Origin of the sequence: Micromonospora vinacea (assembly GCF_015751785.1) — a bacterium.
Classification (GTDB): Bacteria; Actinomycetota; Actinomycetes; order Mycobacteriales; family Micromonosporaceae; genus Micromonospora; species Micromonospora vinacea.
Genome location: NZ_JADOTY010000001.1, coordinates 313,591 through 329,316, shown reverse-complemented (window position 1 = coordinate 329,316; position 15,726 = coordinate 313,591). Strand labels below are relative to the sequence as shown.

At 74.1% G+C, this 15,726-nt stretch carries 11 protein-coding genes and 1 pseudogene; 5 read left to right on the top strand and 7 right to left on the bottom strand.

What is annotated here, in order from left to right; translation table 11 throughout:
* Positions 1 to 10: 10 nt before the first annotated feature.
* Entirely contained in the window at positions 11 to 922 is a 912-nt protein-coding gene (locus IW249_RS01565) for a L,D-transpeptidase family protein (RefSeq protein ID WP_196919166.1), read from the bottom strand.
* A gap of 76 nt (positions 923 to 998) precedes the next feature.
* Positions 999 to 2,444 carry an alpha-amylase gene (locus IW249_RS01560; RefSeq protein WP_196919165.1) on the bottom strand — a complete coding sequence of 482 codons (1,446 nt, stop codon included), beginning with the start codon at positions 2,442 to 2,444 and terminating at the stop codon, positions 999 to 1,001.
* A 273-nt stretch (positions 2,445 to 2,717) separates the two neighbouring features.
* Between IW249_RS01560 and IW249_RS01555 the strand changes: the two genes are divergently transcribed.
* Genes IW249_RS01555 through IW249_RS01540 form a run of 4 tightly spaced genes read left to right on the top strand, consistent with a single transcriptional unit; the run spans position 2,718 to position 7,404 of the window.
* Positions 2,718 to 4,364 (top strand): ferric reductase-like transmembrane domain-containing protein, encoded by a 1,647-nt coding sequence (locus tag IW249_RS01555; RefSeq protein WP_307788490.1) that lies wholly within the window; start codon positions 2,718 to 2,720, stop codon positions 4,362 to 4,364.
* On the top strand, positions 4,364 to 5,827 hold the full coding sequence (locus IW249_RS01550; RefSeq protein ID WP_196919164.1) for an NADH-quinone oxidoreductase subunit NuoF family protein: 1,464 nt from the start codon (positions 4,364 to 4,366) through the stop codon (positions 5,825 to 5,827). Before IW249_RS01555 ends, IW249_RS01550 begins: the two co-directional genes overlap by 1 nt.
* A gap of 51 nt (positions 5,828 to 5,878) precedes the next feature.
* Positions 5,879 to 6,499 carry a TlpA family protein disulfide reductase gene (locus IW249_RS01545; RefSeq protein ID WP_231392373.1) on the top strand — a complete coding sequence of 207 codons (621 nt, stop codon included), beginning with the start codon at positions 5,879 to 5,881 and terminating at the stop codon, positions 6,497 to 6,499.
* On the top strand, positions 6,496 to 7,404 hold the full coding sequence (locus IW249_RS01540) for a cytochrome c biogenesis CcdA family protein (protein ID WP_196919163.1): 909 nt from the start codon (positions 6,496 to 6,498) through the stop codon (positions 7,402 to 7,404). Before IW249_RS01545 ends, IW249_RS01540 begins: the two co-directional genes overlap by 4 nt.
* A 13-nt stretch (positions 7,405 to 7,417) precedes the next feature.
* On the opposite strand, the gene serS is transcribed toward IW249_RS01540, so the two are convergent.
* The 5 genes from serS to IW249_RS01515 all read right to left on the bottom strand — a co-directional run bounded on the left by serS (position 7,418) and on the right by IW249_RS01515 (position 12,738).
* Entirely contained in the window at positions 7,418 to 8,701 is a 1,284-nt protein-coding gene (gene serS, locus IW249_RS01535; RefSeq protein WP_196919162.1) for a serine--tRNA ligase, read from the bottom strand.
* Positions 8,702 to 8,797: 96 nt separating this feature from the next.
* Positions 8,798 to 9,880: a DNA polymerase III subunit beta family protein gene (locus IW249_RS01530; protein ID WP_196919161.1), complete on the bottom strand. Its 1,083-nt coding sequence runs from the start codon at positions 9,878 to 9,880 to the stop codon at positions 8,798 to 8,800.
* A gap of 25 nt (positions 9,881 to 9,905) precedes the next feature.
* Positions 9,906 to 11,102, bottom strand: coding sequence for a saccharopine dehydrogenase family protein (locus IW249_RS01525; protein ID WP_196919160.1), 1,197 nt, complete (start codon positions 11,100 to 11,102; stop codon positions 9,906 to 9,908).
* A gap of 50 nt (positions 11,103 to 11,152) precedes the next feature.
* Positions 11,153 to 12,301, bottom strand: coding sequence for an alcohol dehydrogenase catalytic domain-containing protein (locus IW249_RS01520; protein WP_196919159.1), 1,149 nt, complete (start codon positions 12,299 to 12,301; stop codon positions 11,153 to 11,155).
* A complete protein-coding gene (locus tag IW249_RS01515; protein ID WP_196919158.1) occupies positions 12,298 to 12,738 on the bottom strand; it encodes a hypothetical protein in 441 nt (146 codons plus the stop codon). The genes IW249_RS01520 and IW249_RS01515 overlap by 4 nt, the downstream gene beginning before the upstream one ends.
* A gap of 76 nt (positions 12,739 to 12,814) precedes the next feature.
* On the opposite strand from IW249_RS01515, the pseudogene IW249_RS01510 reads away from it, so the two are divergent.
* Positions 12,815 to 15,726, top strand: a pseudogene (locus IW249_RS01510) (winged helix-turn-helix domain-containing protein).

Genomic DNA, 15,726 nt, shown 5'->3' with positions numbered 1-15,726 from the left:
GTGCCGGCGCTCAGGCGGTCGGCGGTGGGGCGGCCAGTTCGTCGACCACGACGACGCTGCTGCCGGGACGTACCTCGGCGAGTAGTTCCCGCTGACCGCTGCGGGTCAGCCGGATACAGCCGTTTGTGGTGTTCTCGCCCAGCTCGTCGTCGTGGAGCCAGGTGTGCACCCCGATGTGCGCGCCGCGCAGCCCGGACGGCACCGACTCCGGGTCGTCGGGCACCGAACCGAGGGCGTAGATGTCCACCCCGCCGTAGACCTCCTCCGGCGGTGGGGTGCGGCCCAGGATGAAGGTTCGCCCGAGTGGAGTCTCCTGCCCCGACTGGCCGAGGCTGACCTCCCAGGAGCGCACCGCCTTGCCGGCCCGGTACCAGGTGAGCCGGTGGACCTTGCGTTCCACAACGATCTGGTCGCGCAGCGGCACCGTCTCGAACCCGCCGGGCGGCAGCCAGGCGAGCCGGCGGTTGGCCGAGGGCAGCAGGACGGCGGTCCAGCCGGCACGCCGCTGGGCGATCGGCATGGTCAGCTCGACACCGCGGATTGTCGGTTCGAGGAAGGCTCGTGGCCGACCGCCGGGCGCGTCGTACGCGGCGATCCGTCGGGTCGGGTGGGCGCCGTCGGTCAGCGGCGTGACGTCCATGGCGTTCGGGTCGGCGGGGAATCCGCCGGGTGCGGGGTCGTAGTCGACAACCGGCAGCCCGTCCGGGGCGGGCGCGGCCGGGGGGATCGACTCCTCCGGGCTCTGCTCCACACTGCTCGGTGTCGGGTCGGCTGCCACCGCGTTGCGGTCGTCGGGGGCCGTCGAGCTGGGGGTGAGGGCCTGGCCGACCAGCAGCGCGGTCACCAGCAGCGCGGGTACGCCGATCGCGGCGGCCACCCAGACGCCGCGACGACGGTACGGAGTCTTTCGGTCAAACGGCACGAAACCACTCTATGGTGGCGAACGCTTCGGGGCCCCCGGTTCGGCGAGACCCGCCGTCCGGAGGCCCCGCTCGAAATCAGATTCGTGCGCCGATGTGGATGGCCACGGCGTCGTGCGCCGGCACGTTGGCCGCGAACCAGCCGCTACCGTCCACCGTGATCACTGGACCGCTGCACGTGCCGCCCGCGTACGTGCCGTGGATGACGTCGCAGTATCGGCCGGCGGGCAGCCCCGTGTAGTAGGAGCGGCCGTTCACCGCGGCGTCCTCGTCGTTGACGGTGAGGAAGCCCTTGCCGCTGCGGCTGAACGCGATGTGGTTGTTGCCGTTGTCGTACCAGTTGGCCACGCCGGCGCCCTCGGTGGCGTTACGGAAGCCGACCATGTTGGCGATCACCGGCCAGCGGTGTTCGCACTCCCAGCCGGAGTAGCAGGTGGTGTTGAGCGTCTTGTTGGCACCGTCCGACGGTGGGCCGGCGTCCCGGTTGCTGAAGGTGTAGCTGGACATGACGGTCGGGGAGCCGTACGGCCAGGCCAGCATGAAGGCGTTCGCCAGCGCGTAGATGCCCCGGTCGCGGTAGGTCAGCACCCCGCCGGAGTCGCGCTGGGTGTCGTGGTTGTCGACGAACACCGAGGCCGGGCCGGTGGGTAGGTGCCCCCAGCCCTCGCCGAAGTTGCGCAGGTACGCCAACCGCTCGGAGCGGAACACCCGGGCTAGGTCCTTGCCGTAGCGGAACTCGTGCACGTCACCGTTGCCGGTGTACTCGGTCGGCTGGACCGGCTCGCCGGCGCCGTAGATGACCTCCTGCACGAGGTACGCGGAGCGGGACAGCTTGCCCCTGATGGCCGCGATGTCGGCGGCCGGCATGTGCTTGCTGGCGTCCAGCCGGAAGCCGTCGACGCCGAGCGAGAGCAGGTCGTTGAGGTACGCGGCGATCTTCGTGCGCACGTAGTCCGACTCGGTCTTCAGGTCCGAGAGGTTGACCAGTTCGCAGTTCTGCACCTCGTACCGGTCGTTGTAGTTGGCGATGTCGTCGCCGCCGTTGCGCCCGCAGTGGTGGAAGTCCTGGGTCTGGTAGATGCCCGGGTAGTCGTAGTGCGAGTAGGACGAGCTGGCCCAGCCGGTGCCGCCGTTGTCCTGACCGGACATGTGGTTGATGACGGCGTCGACGATCACCTTGACCCCGGCCGCGTGGCAGGTGTTCACCATCGACTGGAACTGCGCCCGGGTGCCCTTGCGGGACTCGATCCGATAGCTGACCGGCTGGTACGCCAGCCACCACTGGTTGCCCCGCACGTGCTCCTGCGGGGGCGAGACCTGCACGTAGCCGTAACCCTTCGGGCCGAGGGTGCTCTGGCACTCACTGGCCACCGAGGGCCAGTTCCACTCGAAGAGCTGGACGATGACCTTCTTGCCGCCGGACGGGGCGGCGACGGCCGGGGGTGCCGTCACGGTGGCGGGGACGAGCAGGCTGGCGATCAGGCCGAGGGCGAGGAGCGCCGTGCCGCGTCGACGTCGGTGCATGGGGACTCCTGACGGGAGCGGGGGGTGGTGGTGCGGTGGGGGAGAGCCAGGTTGCCGGAATCTTGCAAGCCTGGCTGAAATTTGCTGAAAGGTTACAAGCGTGTTGCAGCCACTGTCAATGCATGGACGCTTGTCACTGTCCAGATCGGTGGGTGGGAGCGGGTACAACGCACGGCCGCGCCCCTCGGTTCGATTCCGGCCCAGAAATTTTCGTCGGCGGGTGATCCGCGCGCCCCGCCGGTCCGTACTGGATGGGGGAGCAGGGGTCGGCCGGTGGTACGCCGCCGCGAGACGATCGAGGAGCAGATGGCCCGGGCACAGCAGGACAAGAAGGCGGCGACGGTCCGGACCAGCGCCAGCAGTCGGGGGGTGCGTACCCCGTCGAGGTCGGCGAGCGCCCTGCTGATCGCGTCGCTGCTCACCGCGCTCTGGGCGGCGATCATGCTGACCGGCGCCGGCCAGACGGCGTACGCCTACGGCTTCTTCTTCACCGAGTTCTTCGCCGGGGTCATCTCCCTGGTGGCGTTGAGCCTCACAGTGATGCTCGGTCTGCTCGCCACCGACCGGCTGGTGCTGCGCATCCCGCACCGGGTGCTGATGCAGTCGGCGCACCGGGCCACCGGCGTGCTGGGCGTGGCCGGGCTCGGCTTCCACGTCCTCACCAAGATCGCCACCGGGCGGGCGGCGGCGACCGACGCGCTGGTGCCGTTCGTCGGCGGCCGTGGGCTCTACATCGGGCTCGGCACTGTGGCCGCGCTGCTGATGGTCAGCGTGATCTGGACCGGCATCATCCGGGCCCGCTTCGCCGACGTCGGTCCGAAGTGGCTGTGGCGGGCCCTGCACTCCACCGCGTACCTGGCCTGGCCGTTCGCTGTCTTTCACGGCCTCAACGCCGGTCGGGCCGCAGCGCCCTGGGTGATGTTCAGCTACCTCGGCTGCATGTTGCTGGTGGTGCTTGCCCTGCTGGTCCGGTTCTCGGTAACCATCGGTCGGCGCAGCCGCGAGCAGCACCAGGCAGCGGTGCGCAACGCGGTGATGGTCGGCCGGGCCGAGGAGGCGAAGACCGCCCGATCGCTGCTGGCGGGGTTGGGTCGGCGCAGTAAGGCCGCGGACAAGCGTCCCGCCTGGGCCGAGACCACCACCGCCACCTGGGCCGCGCCGGCCGCACGACGTGACCCGGAACGGTTCACCGTCCCGGTGGTGCCCGAGCCCGGTTCCCTCGTCGAGCCGACCCGGCCGAGCCGGCGTCGGCGGGAGGAGGAGCCGGCGGCCCGCCGCGACACCGAACGGTCCTCGCGCAGCCGGCGGGCCGAGGAGACCACTACCAGCCGATCGGCTCGCCGCAGCGTGGAGGACACCGGCACGTTCCGACGCGACGAGGAGGAGTTGGAGCCGGTGACCCGGCGGCGCGGCTCCCGCACCCGCGACGAGGACGTGCCGACCGGCCGGCGACGCGCCGACGAGGCCACCGCTGAGCGGTCCCGTCGCCGGTCCCGCAGTGAGGACGACGGCAGCCGTTACTCGGCGCCGCCGCAGTCGACACTGGACGAGGCCGAGGAGCCGTGGGACAGCCCGCGCCGGTGGCAGGCCGCCGAGCCCATCTCCGCCGGCCCGATCTCCGTCGAGCCGATCTCGGCCGGCCCGGTCTCCAGCAGCCCCATCTCGTCGGCGCCACGCAGCGGCAGCGGCCGGCACAGCGTCGAGGACGACCTGCCCGAGGAGCCGGACTACTGGCGCCCGCCGGCCCGGTACATGCCGGACGAGGTGGCACCACCCGTCGACGACACCCCGACCCTTGTCGACCTGGCGTCCCGCCGTGCCCGCCGGGCAGCCGGCGAGGGCAAGTCCAAGCGCCGCAAGGCCAGCGCCGACGCGGTGGACGGGGCGTACTGGGCCGGGCTGCGGGGTGAGGCGAAGTGATGCGGACCGCCGTGCCACCGGTCGCCTGTGTGGGCGAACCCCGGCTCACCGCTGGCTTCGCCGAGTACGGCCGGCTCGACCTGCTCGCGCACGAGGAGGTGCACGGACCCATCGGCCCGATGGAGCCCGCACAACTGCTCCAGCTCGCCGAGGGCATGCAGCTCAAGGGCAAGGGCGGTGCGGGTTTCCCGTTCGCCCGCAAACTGCGCGCGGTGCTGGAGTCCTGCGAGCGGCAGGACCTCGCCGCCGTGGTGGTGGTCAATGCCACCGAGGGGGAGCCGGCCAGCTGGAAGGACAAGGTGCTGCTGACCCGCGCCCCGCACCTGATTCTGGACGGGGCGGCGCTGGCCGCGTACGCGCTGGACGCCGACGAGATCGTGATCGGCGTGGCGGACGACGGGGTCGGCCGGGACTCGCTGATGGACGCCCTCGAAGAGCGCCGGATGCCGGTGCAGACGACAATCGTCACAGTGCCGCACCGGTTCATCTCCGGCGAGGGCGGCGCACTGGTCAACGGGATCAACGGGCTGCCGCACATCCCGCCGGGCACCAAGAAGCGCTCCAGCGACTCCGGGGTCAGCGGCCTGCCCACCCTGCTGTCCAACGCCGAGACGTTCGCCCAGCTCGCCATCGGCGCCCGACTGGGCCCGTACGAGTACGCGGCGCTGGGCACCGACGACGAGCCGGGCACCGTGCTGCTCACAGTGACCGGCGCGGCGGGCCGACCGGCGGTGGTGGAGTGCACCGCCGGCATGCCGCTGCGCGACGTCCTCGACCTGTGCGAGGTGCCGGACGTCCAGGGCATCCTGATGGGCGGCTACCACGGCAAGTGGATCACCCCGGAGGCGGCGGAGAAGGCCGAGGTCTCCCGCAAGGGCCTGGCCGCGGTCGGCGGCACCCTCGGCGCGGGCATCATCGTCCCGCTCGGTGTCGACACCTGCCCGCTCGGTGAGGCCGCCCAGGTGGTGCGCTACCTGGCCGGTGAGTCCGCCGGCCAGTGCGGGCCGTGCAAGATGGGCCTCCCGGACCTGGCCCGCGCTGTCGACCTGGCCGTCGCCGGCAGCCAACCGGCGGACGTGGTGCGCGCCGCCGCCGGCGAGGTGAAGGGCCGGGGCGCGTGCAGCCACCCGGACGGCACCGCCCGGTTCGCGCTCTCCGCTATCGAGGTCTTCGCCGAGGACCTGCGGCTGCACAGCACCGGCGACGGCTGCGGCCGACGGGTCAAGGGCGTGATGGGGCTGCCGGGCGCACCCGACGCGAACCCGCAGAAGCTCACCCTGGACTGGTCCCGCTGCGACGGACACGGCCTGTGCGCGCACGTCGTACCGGACTTCATCCGGCTCGACGCGAACGGATACCCCGCCTTCCCGGCCACCCCCGTGCCGACCTGGCTGCGGGAGGGCGCGCTGAAGGCGGTCAAGGTCTGCCCCGAGCTGGCTCTCCGACTCGCCAAGGCCGAATAGCGAAGCCTCAGGCCCAGCAAGGGTCCCTTCCGGACCGGAACGGAGAAGCGGATGCGGATCGGCATGGCGTGGACAGGGGTCGGGCGACTGCGCAGGGCCGCCACCGCCGGGGCGCTCGTGGTGGCCCTGCTCGGCACTGCCGCCTGCACCGGCACCGCGCCGGGTGGGCCCGCCGCCGCCGGATCGGCCTCGGCCCCGACGGGCGCCCCGCCCACCCCGACCGCCCCGCCGGGCGCGGCGACCAGCGGGCCACCCGCGGCGCAGGTCCCGGACGTGCTGCGCTTCACCGGGACCACCCTCGGCGGGGCCGCGTTCGACGCGGCGCAGCTCGCCGGCAAACCGGTGGTGCTGTGGTTCTGGGCGCCGTGGTGCGCCACCTGCGCCAGCCAGGCCTGGACCGTGGCCGAGATCGCACCCCGGTACCGGGACACAGTGCCGATCGTCGGCGTCGCCGGGCTGGGCGAGCGGAAGGCCATGAAGGAGTTCGTCACCGAGTTCGACCTCGGCGCGACGCCGCAGATCGAGGACGGCAAGGGCGCGCTCTGGAAGCGGTTCAAGGTGACCGAGCAGAGCATCTTCGTGATCATCGACCGGAGCGGCACGATCGTCCACCAGGGCTTCCTGGACGGTGAGGCGCTCACCGCCAAGGTTGCCGCACTGGCCGGGGCGTGACCGCCACACTGCTGCTCGCGCTGACCGCCGGCATGCTCGGCGCTGTCAACCCGTGCGGCTTCGCGTTGCTGCCCGCGTACCTCTCGCTGTTGGTCGCCGGGTCGGACACCCGCGGCGCGGTCGGCCGCGCGCTCACCGCGGCGGCCGGGCTGACAGTGGGGTACGTGCTGGTGTTCGGCGCGTTCGGCCTGGCGCTCGCGCCGCTGGCCGGCTGGCTGCGGCCCCGGCTGCCGTGGCTGACAGTGGCGCTCGGCGTGCTGCTGGTCCTGGCCGGCTGCTGGCTGCTCGCCGGCCGGCGGCTGCCCGCCCCCGGCTGGTCCGCCCGGGCGCCCCGGCTGACCCGGTCCTGGCCGTCGATGGCGCTGTTCGGCGCGGCGTACGCGCTGGCGTCGCTCGGCTGCGCCATCGCGCCGTTTCTGGCCATCGTGGTGACCAGCCTCCAGGCCGGCTCGACCGGCCAGGGGTTGGCGCTGTTCGGCGCGTACGCCCTCGGGATGGGTCTGGTGGTCGCGGTCGCCGCGCTCGGGGTGGCGCTGCTGCGCGACGGCCTGGTGGCCCGGCTGCGCGTCGCCGGCGCGCTGGTGCCCCGCCTCAGTGGCCTGGTGCTGCTGCTCGCCGGCGGCTACGTCGCCTGGTACGGCTGGTACGAGCTACGCCTGGCCGCCGGCCGCCGCGACGCGCTCGGAGACCCGGTCATCCAAGCGGCATCTCAGGTGCAGCACGCCCTGGCCAACGCCCTCGACACCATCGGCCCGGCCCTGCTCGTGGCCGCCCTGGCGGCTCTCCTGCTGGCGGCAGCCCTCACCAGGCGCCGCTCCCACCCCCGCGATCTTGCAGTTCCTGTCGCGACAAAAACCGCGGAACCCTGCATTACGGAGACCGAAACTGCAAGATCGACGGGGTGAGGAGGGGTCCGGGCTAGCGGGGGGTCAGGCGGTCGGTGCCTAGGCGGTCCTGGAGGACCTTGGGGATCAGAACACTGCCGTCGGCCTGCTGGTACTGCTCCAGGATGGCCGGGAAAAGCCGGCTGGTGGCCAGCGCCGACCCGTTGAGGGTGTGCACGAAGCGCGTCTGCTTGCCGCCCGGCTCGCGGTAACGGATGGCCGCCCGGCGAGCCTGGTAGTCGCCGGCCCAGGAGACCGACGACACCTCCTTGTACTTGCCGGTGCTCGGCATCCACACCTCGATGTCGAGGGTCTTCTTCATCGAGGCGCTGGCGTCACCGGCCGAGAGCAGCGTGCGCTGGTAGTGCAGACCCAGCCCCTCGACCAGGCTCTCGGCGTGAGCGAGCATCTCCTCCAGCGCCGCGTCGGCCTGCTCCGGCAGGGTGAACTGGAAGATCTCCACCTTGTTGAACTGGTGCCCCCGCACCGTGCCGCGCTCGTCCGAGTGCGAACCGGCCGACTCCCGCCGGTAGCACGGGGTGTACGCGAACGCCTTCAGCGGCAGCTTCGGGGTCTCCAGGATCTCGTCCTGGTACGCGCCGAGGATCGCCGTCTCCGACGTGGGCAGCAGGAACTGGCCACGCGGGGCGGACGCCGAGTCCAGGTGGTAGACGTCGTCGTAGAACTTGGGGAACTGCCCGGCGGCGAAGCCGGCCGAATCCAACAGCAGGTGCGGCGGGAGCAGGAACTCGTAACCGGCCTTGATGTGCTGGTCGACGAAGTAGTTGAGCAGCGCCCACTCCAGCCGGGCGCCGACCCCGGTGTACATCCAGAAACCGGACCCACCGAGCTTGACCCCGCGCTCGTAGTCGACAAGGCCCAACGCGCGGCTCAGCTCCACGTGGTCGCGGACCTTCTCGATCACCGGCGGCTCACCGAAGGTCTTCACCACCCGGTTGGCTTCCTTGCCGCCGGCCACGACGTCGTCGCTGGGCAGGTTGGGCAGCTCACTCATCGCGTCGCGCAGCCGGGCCTGCACCTCGTCGAGCTGGGACTCCAGCTCGGAGAGCTGCTTACGCTCCGCCTCCGGCGTGGCGGCCTGCGGCTCCTCGCCGGCCCGCTTCGCCTGCGCGTACGCCCGGGCCTCGGCCTTGCGGCGCTGCCGCTCGGCGTCGATCTCCGTGATCAGGGCGCGGCGTTCCTGGTCGAGCCGCTGGATCTCGTCCAGCGCTCGGGTGACCTCGGCGGGATCCAGACGCTTCGCCAGCGCGGTCGCCACCGCCTCGCGATCCTTCCGGATCAACTCCATGTCGAGCATGCTGCTCCGTACGCCTCCGTCCGGGGTTCACTGGTGAACCATCAGATGTTACCGTCGCGCACGTTTCCACCCGGGGACGGGGAGCGCGAGGGATTTCTACAGCCGGATCGGCATGAGCACCGAGTAGCTGTCCGCGTCGTCCGGTCGGCGTACGGCCAACGGGGCGATCGGCCCATCCAGCTCCAACACCAGTTGCGGCGCGCCGGCCGCGTTCAGCGCGTCCAGCAGGTAACCACCGTCCACCCCGACCCGCAGCGCGTCGGAGCCCAGCTCGGCGGCAGGGAGCAGCCGCAGCCCGCCCTGGTCGTCGACGCCGAGCACGGTGACCGCCCGGGTCGTGCCGTCGTGGTCACGGGCGACAGTGGGGGCCGCCGGGTCGGCCAGTGCGGCGCGCAGCGCGGCCACGTCCACCGGGATCCGGCGCGCGGTGGGCCGCTCACCGACGGACTTGCGCAGCAGCCGGTGGTAGTCCGGGAAGTCGTACGGCAGGGCGTTGCCGGTCACCGTGCGGTCGGCCGCCCGCACCCGCAGCTCCGCTCCCGCCACTGTCAGCCGCACCGGCCAGGTGTCGGCGGTGTCGAGCAGTGGCCGGAGCTCATCGACGAGGGCCACCGGCACGAACACCCGCACCGGCGGCCCGTCGACGTCGGCCCCGGCCCTTGCCAGAGCCAGCCGGTACCGGTCGGTGGCGACGAGCCGGACACCGTCGGACTCCACGTCGAACAGCACGCCGGCGAGCATCGGCAGCTCCGGATCGACGCCGACGGCGAAGCGCACCGCGTCGAGCGCGGCGGCCAGGGCGGCGGGGGAGACCAGGAGCGTGGTGGCGGTCGGCGGGGCCGGATCGACCAGGGCCCGGAGCCGGTCGACCTCGCGGCGGGCGTCGCTGAGCCCGTCGGCGAGCCGGCGCAGGTGCGCGTCGAGCAGTCGGTGCACCACGGCCGGCTCGGCGCGGACCGCGGCGGCGATCTCCGGCACCGGCATGCCGATCCGGCGCAGCCCGGCCACCAGCCGGGCCGGGGCGATCTGCTCCCCGGCATACCAGCGGTAGCCGGTCACCGGGTCGACAAGTGTCGGCTCCAGCACCCCCGCCGAGTCGTAGAACCGCAGGGCGCTGACTGTCAGGCCGCTGGCCCGGGCCAGCTCGCCGATGCTGTGCAGGTCGCTCACGCTGGGCATCCTGCCCCCTCGACCCGGTTGAGGGTCAAGCCGAGGGCTCCCGCGTCTCCTGCTTGAGCACCCGGAAGGTGAGGCCGGCCCGGACGAGCCGGTCGAGCAGCGCGTCGCCCATCGCGGCGACCGGGGTGAGCTGGCCGGCGGTCGGCGGCAGCTCGTCGAGCGCCAGGCACAGCGCCGACTCGGCGAGCATCTTCGCCGTCTCGTCGTAGCCGGGGTCACCGCCGGCGACCTCGGTGACCACCCGCTGCCCGCCGCCGGTGCCGACGAACCGGACCCGGAACCACGACGACGCCCGCTGCTGGGCGGTGGGCCCCTGCCCGGACGAGAGCCGGCCGAGCAGCCAGCGGCGGCTGGGCGGCAGCTTCACCAGCCCGATCAGCGCACCGAGCCCGGCCGCGCCGGCCAGGACGGTGGGTAGCCGCTTCACCGCCGCGAAGTGCCGGTAGCGGAAGTCCGGACCGTACTCCGGGCGGGCCGCCGCCGAGCGGCGGACCACCTGCGGGTCGATGGTCGGCAGCGGCACTGTCCAGATGCCCAGCTCCGCCGAGCGGGCGAGCCGGCCGGGCACCGCCCGGACCCGACGGTCGGTGGGACGCGGCTCGACCGCCCGACGGTCCCGGGCGGCCTTGCTGGCCTGCCCGGTACGGGAGAACGCGGTGAGCGCCGAGTGGTAGGTGCCGGCGGAGAACCGGCCGCCGGCACGCACGTACCCGTCGACAGTGATCGGCACGTCGGCGGGCAGTTGCCTGACGGTGAACCAGGCGCCCAGGTCGTGCGGGACGGAGTCGAAGCCGCAGGCGTGCACCAGCCGCGCGCCCGTGCGCGTCGCCTCGGCGTGGTGACGTACGTACATGAGGTCGACGAACTCCGGCTCGCCGGTGATGTCCAGGTAGTCGGTGCCGGCCCGGACGCAGGCCGCGACCAGCGGTTCCCCGTGGTGGATGTACGGCCCGACAGTGCTGGCCACCACCCGGGCGCTCTCGGCCACCGCCCGCAGGGAGTCGGCGTCGGTCACGTCGGCGGTGAGCAGCGGCAGGTCGGCCAGGCTCGGGTCGATCGCGGTGAGCCGGTCCCGTACGGTGGCGAGGCGCTGCGGGTTGCGCCCGGCCAGCGCCCAGCGCAGCTCGGCCGGCGCGTGCCGGGCCAGGTATTCAGCGGCCAGGGCGCCGGTGAACCCGGTCGCTCCGAACAACACCACGTCGTACGTTCGCTCCCCAGCCATGCCCAGAGTGTGCCATTCGCGGTCCCCGATGGCAGCTCACAAGGAGGGCGTCAGGGCGTGAACACGGCGCGTACGCAGCCGTCGGCCCGGTCCCGGAACAGCGCGTACCCCTCGGGGCCCCGCGCCAACGGCAGTCGGTGGGTGGCCAGGTGCTCGGTCCGCAGCTCGTCGCGAGCCATCCGGTCCAGCAGCATCGGCACGTCCCGCAGGTCCGGCCGGCCGGCGCCGCGCAGCGTGAGCCGCCGCTCGGCCAGCGCACCCAGCGGGAACGCGTCGACGAACCCGCCTGTCCCGCCGAGCACCACCACCACGCCGCTCTTGCGGCACGCGTGCACCGCCTCCCGCAGCGCGTCCGGTCGGTCGGCGTGCTGGCCACCGAACCGGTCGGCCATCGACCGGGCCGGCGGCGTGCCGACCGCCACCACGCACACGTCCGGCCCGCGCCCACCGCTGCGGTCGCGCAGCTCGGCCGCGACGTCGGTGCGGCGGTAGTCGAGCGGCTCGGCGTCGGAGTGCCGCTCGGCCATCCGCAACCGCTCCTCGTGCCGGTCCACGACCAGGACCCGGGCGGCGCCGCGCAGCACCGCCGCCCGGGCGGTCAACTGACCGACCGCCCCGGCGCCCCAGACCGCCACCACGTCGCCGGGGCGCACCGCACCCAACTCGGTGGCCAGCCACCCGGTCGGCGCCGCGTCCGCGGCGAACACCGCCCGGTCGTCATCGACGGCGTCCGGCACCCGGAACGCGCTCACGTCGGCGTACGGCACCCGCACGTACTCGGCGTGGCCGCCCGCGAAGCCGCCCGCCGCCCGGGGCCGGCCGAAGCAGCCGGCGTCGGAGCGGGTCCAGTCGGGCTCGGCGCTGGCGAGGTCGGCATGGGCGTTGTCGCAGCAGGAGTGCAGGCCCCGGCGGCAGTACCAGCAGCCGCCGCAGGCCACGCCCGCACCGACGACCACCCGATCACCGGTGCGGTGTCGGCGGACCCCGGGGCCGACCTCGACCACCTCACCCAGGAACTCCGCGCCGAGCACGTCGCCGGCCCGCAGCAGCGGGTGCCGGCCGGCCAGCAGCGGCAGATCACCTCCGCAGGTGGCGCTGCGCCGCACCCGGACGATGACGTCCCGCTCGTTGCGCAGCTCCGGGTCGGGCACCTCGCGTACCGCCAGCTCGTCGGCGGTGACCCAGCAGAGCGCCCTCACCCGTGGACCTCGGGGCGGTCCAGCGCCGAGCGGTCCGCGCGGAGCACCTCACCGGCCTCCACCCGTTGCTTGATCTGGCGCAGGGTCCGGCGGACCAGCAGACCCGGGTCGTCGCCGACCAGGTGCGCGGCCAGCCCGGTGGGCGGGGTGACGCCGGCCAGCGGCCGGGCGGCCAGCTCGGTGCCCCGATCACCGGGCGCCGGGCGCACCCGCACCTCCACCGCCCCGTCCAGGCGGCGCAGCGGCTCCGGCCAGCGGCCGTCCGGAAGCACCTGCTCCGGCGGTCGGTCGACGGTCACCACCTCCCAGCGGGCCGGCGCGGCGGCGTCGCCGCCCCCGCCGGTCCGGCCACCCCGACGGGGTACGCGCAGCAGCCGCGCCGCCCCGGCCAGCGCCGCGCCGCCCAGGGCGGGTCCCGCCCGCGCCAGCCGTCCCATCGGTACCACCCGTCCTCCCGGTTCACGTCCCCCGATCGTCGGTCGCGGCCGGGTGAAGCGCGCTCGCCCGGAAGGGGTGAACCGGCCCGCGTCGGGTAACCGCTCGCCGACCGGGGGCGGAGCGCGTGGTGGGGGTGGGGCTGGGTGCCGGAACAGGATCACGTACGGGTCGAGCCGGCACCGGGGCCACCGCTGCTGGCGTCCCGGCTGACACCGGCCGTGCCGCCGGAGCCGGTGGTGGCCCGGCCCCGCCTGCTGCGTCGGTTGGACGAGGGCAGCGCGGGACCTGTCACCCTGGTGGCCGCCCCCGCCGGCTGGGGCAAGACCACCCTGCTCGCCTCGTGGGTGCGGTTGGGCGGCGCGCCCCCCGACGTGGAGCCGGGCGCTGTCGTACCGGACTCCGGTGACCTGTCGGTTTCGTCCGCTGACGAGCCGGTCTCGGCGTGGATGTCGGTGGAGGCCGGCGACGACTCCGACCGGCTCTGGGCGTACCTCGCCGCGGCGCTGCGATCGGCGACCGGGGCGGCGGAGAGCGGCGCGGTGCCCGACCGGCCGCCGCGGCCCGACCAGTTGGAGGCGTTGGCCGCCACGCTCGCCGCCGCCGACCGGCCGGTGCTGCTGGTCCTGGACGACCTGCACCGGGTCGCCGACCCGGCGGCGCTGACCGGCCTGGAGTTCCTGCTGCGGCATGCCGGGCGGCGGCTGCGTCTGGTGATCGGCGCGCGGGCCGGGCTGCACCTGCCACTGCACCGGCTCCGGCTCGCCGGCGAGTTGACCGAGATCGGCCCCGACGAGCTGGCGTTCACCGACGACGAGGTGGCCGACCTGCTCACCGCCCACGCCGCCGCGCTGCCGGCGACCGCCGTGCACCGGCTGCGGGAACGCACCGGCGGCTGGCCGGCAGCGCTGCGCATCGCGGCCCTGGCGGTACGCGCACAGCCCGACCCGGAGCGCTGGGTGGGGCAGTTCGGCGGCGACCAGCCGGAGATCGCCGGCTACCTGCACGAGGAGGTGCTCGCGACGCTCGACCCGGCCGAGGAGGACCTGCTGCGCCGTACCGCAGTCGTCGACACCGTCTGCGCCGACCTGGCCGAGGCCCTGACCGGCCGCCCCGACGCCGGGCAGGCGCTGGCCGACCTGGCCGGGACCGGTGGTCTGCTGCACCGGGAGGACACCCGGCCGCCCTGGTACCGGTGCGAGTCACTCCTGGCCGACCTGCTCCGCGCCGACCTGGCCCGTTTGCCCGCCGACGAGCTGCGCGAGCTGCACGTCCGGGCCGCCGACTGGTACGCGGGCGACGGCCGGCCCGCCGACGCGCTGCGGCACGCCCTGGCCGCCGGCCGGTGGGACCTGGCCGGCGACCTGTTCGTCGCCCACTGGCCGGAGCTGACCCGCTACGACCGGGATCCGGGGCACGCCCCGGCACCCGCGTCACCGCCGGAGGAGGTGATCCGCGCCGACCCGGAGGTGGCGTTGGCGTGCGCCGCCGAGCGCGCGTACGCCGGTGACCTGCCGGCCGCCACCGGTCACCTGCGGTCCGCCGCCGGGCACGCCGCAGGCCTGCCGGTGCCGCGCCGGGACCGGTTCCTGCGGTTGGTCACCGCGCTGGAGTTGACAGTGGCACGGCTCGCCGACGACCGCGCTGAGGTCCGGGCCGCCGCCGCTCGCCTGCTGCGCACCCGCCCTCCGGAGGCCACGCCGACCCGGGTGCCGACCGGGGTGGCCGGTTCCGCCCCGACGGCCGGCGGTGGCGGTGCGGCCGACGACCTGGACCTGCGGGCGTTCACCGGTACCGCGCTGGGGATGGTCGAGCTGGCCGACGGCGTGCTGTCCACCGCCCGGTTCGTCCGGGCCAGGGCGGCGGCCCGGGAGGCCGACCGACCGCGTACCGAACTGGTCGCCGCGAGCCGCGCCGCGCTGCTCCTCGCGGTGCGCGGTGAGCTGCGGGCGGCCGAGCAGGCGGCCCGGGACGCGCTCGTCATGCCGCAGTGCCGGGGCTGGTCCTGTCGGCTCGACTGCGGCTACGCGTACCTGGCACTCGCCGTGGTGGCACTGCTGCGCGACCAACCCGAGGAGGCCACGGCGAACCTCGGCCTCGCCCTCCCGGCGTTCGACGTGGCGGGCGGCTGGGCCGGCGACCCCGAGGTGGACCACGACTGGCTGGCCGCCGCCTCCGACGAACCGGTGGCGGCAGCGGTGGCGGCGCTGTGCCGGGCGCAACTGCGGCGTGACTCCGGCGATCCGGCGGCCGGCCAGCGGCTGCTCGTCCGGGCCCGGGAGGCGTTGACGGACCGCCCGTCCGCCGAGTTGACCGGTCTGTTGCGGGCCGCCGAAGCAGAACTGCGGGCCGAGCGGGGCGACCTGGACTCCGCCCGCGACCTGCTGGCCGGTGCCGCCGACGAGGGGGCCCACCCGGGGCTCGCGGTGACGTTGGCGAAGGTGCAGCTGATGGCTGGCGACCCCGCCGCCGCCGGGCGGACCCTGCCGGACTGGCAGGCCCCGGCCGCCACAGCCTGGCCCCTACCGGTACGCCTGGACGCGGGGCTGCTGGACGCGGTGCTGGCCGAGCGCGCCGGGGACGGGCGTCGGGCGGGCCGGATCCTGGAACGGATACTGGACCTGGCCGGGCCGCAGGGCTGCCGACGGGTCTTCACCCGCGCCGAACCACAGGTGCGGGACCTGCTGGCCGCTCACCTGGACGCGGGCACAGCGCACTTCGCGCTGGTCAGTGACCTCGTGCGGGGCGCGGAGCAGAGCACCGCCGGGCCGGCCGCCGCGCCGAGGGGCGCGCTCGACGAGCCGCTCACCGAGCGGGAGCTGACCATCCTGCGCTACCTGCAGAGCATCCTGTCCAACGTGGAGATCGCCAGCGAGCTGTCCCTCTCGGTCAACACGGTGAAGACCCACGTCCGCAACATCTACCGCAAACTCGACGCGACCCGCCGACGCGAGGCGGTCCGGCGGGCGCGCGAGTTGCGGCTGATCTGA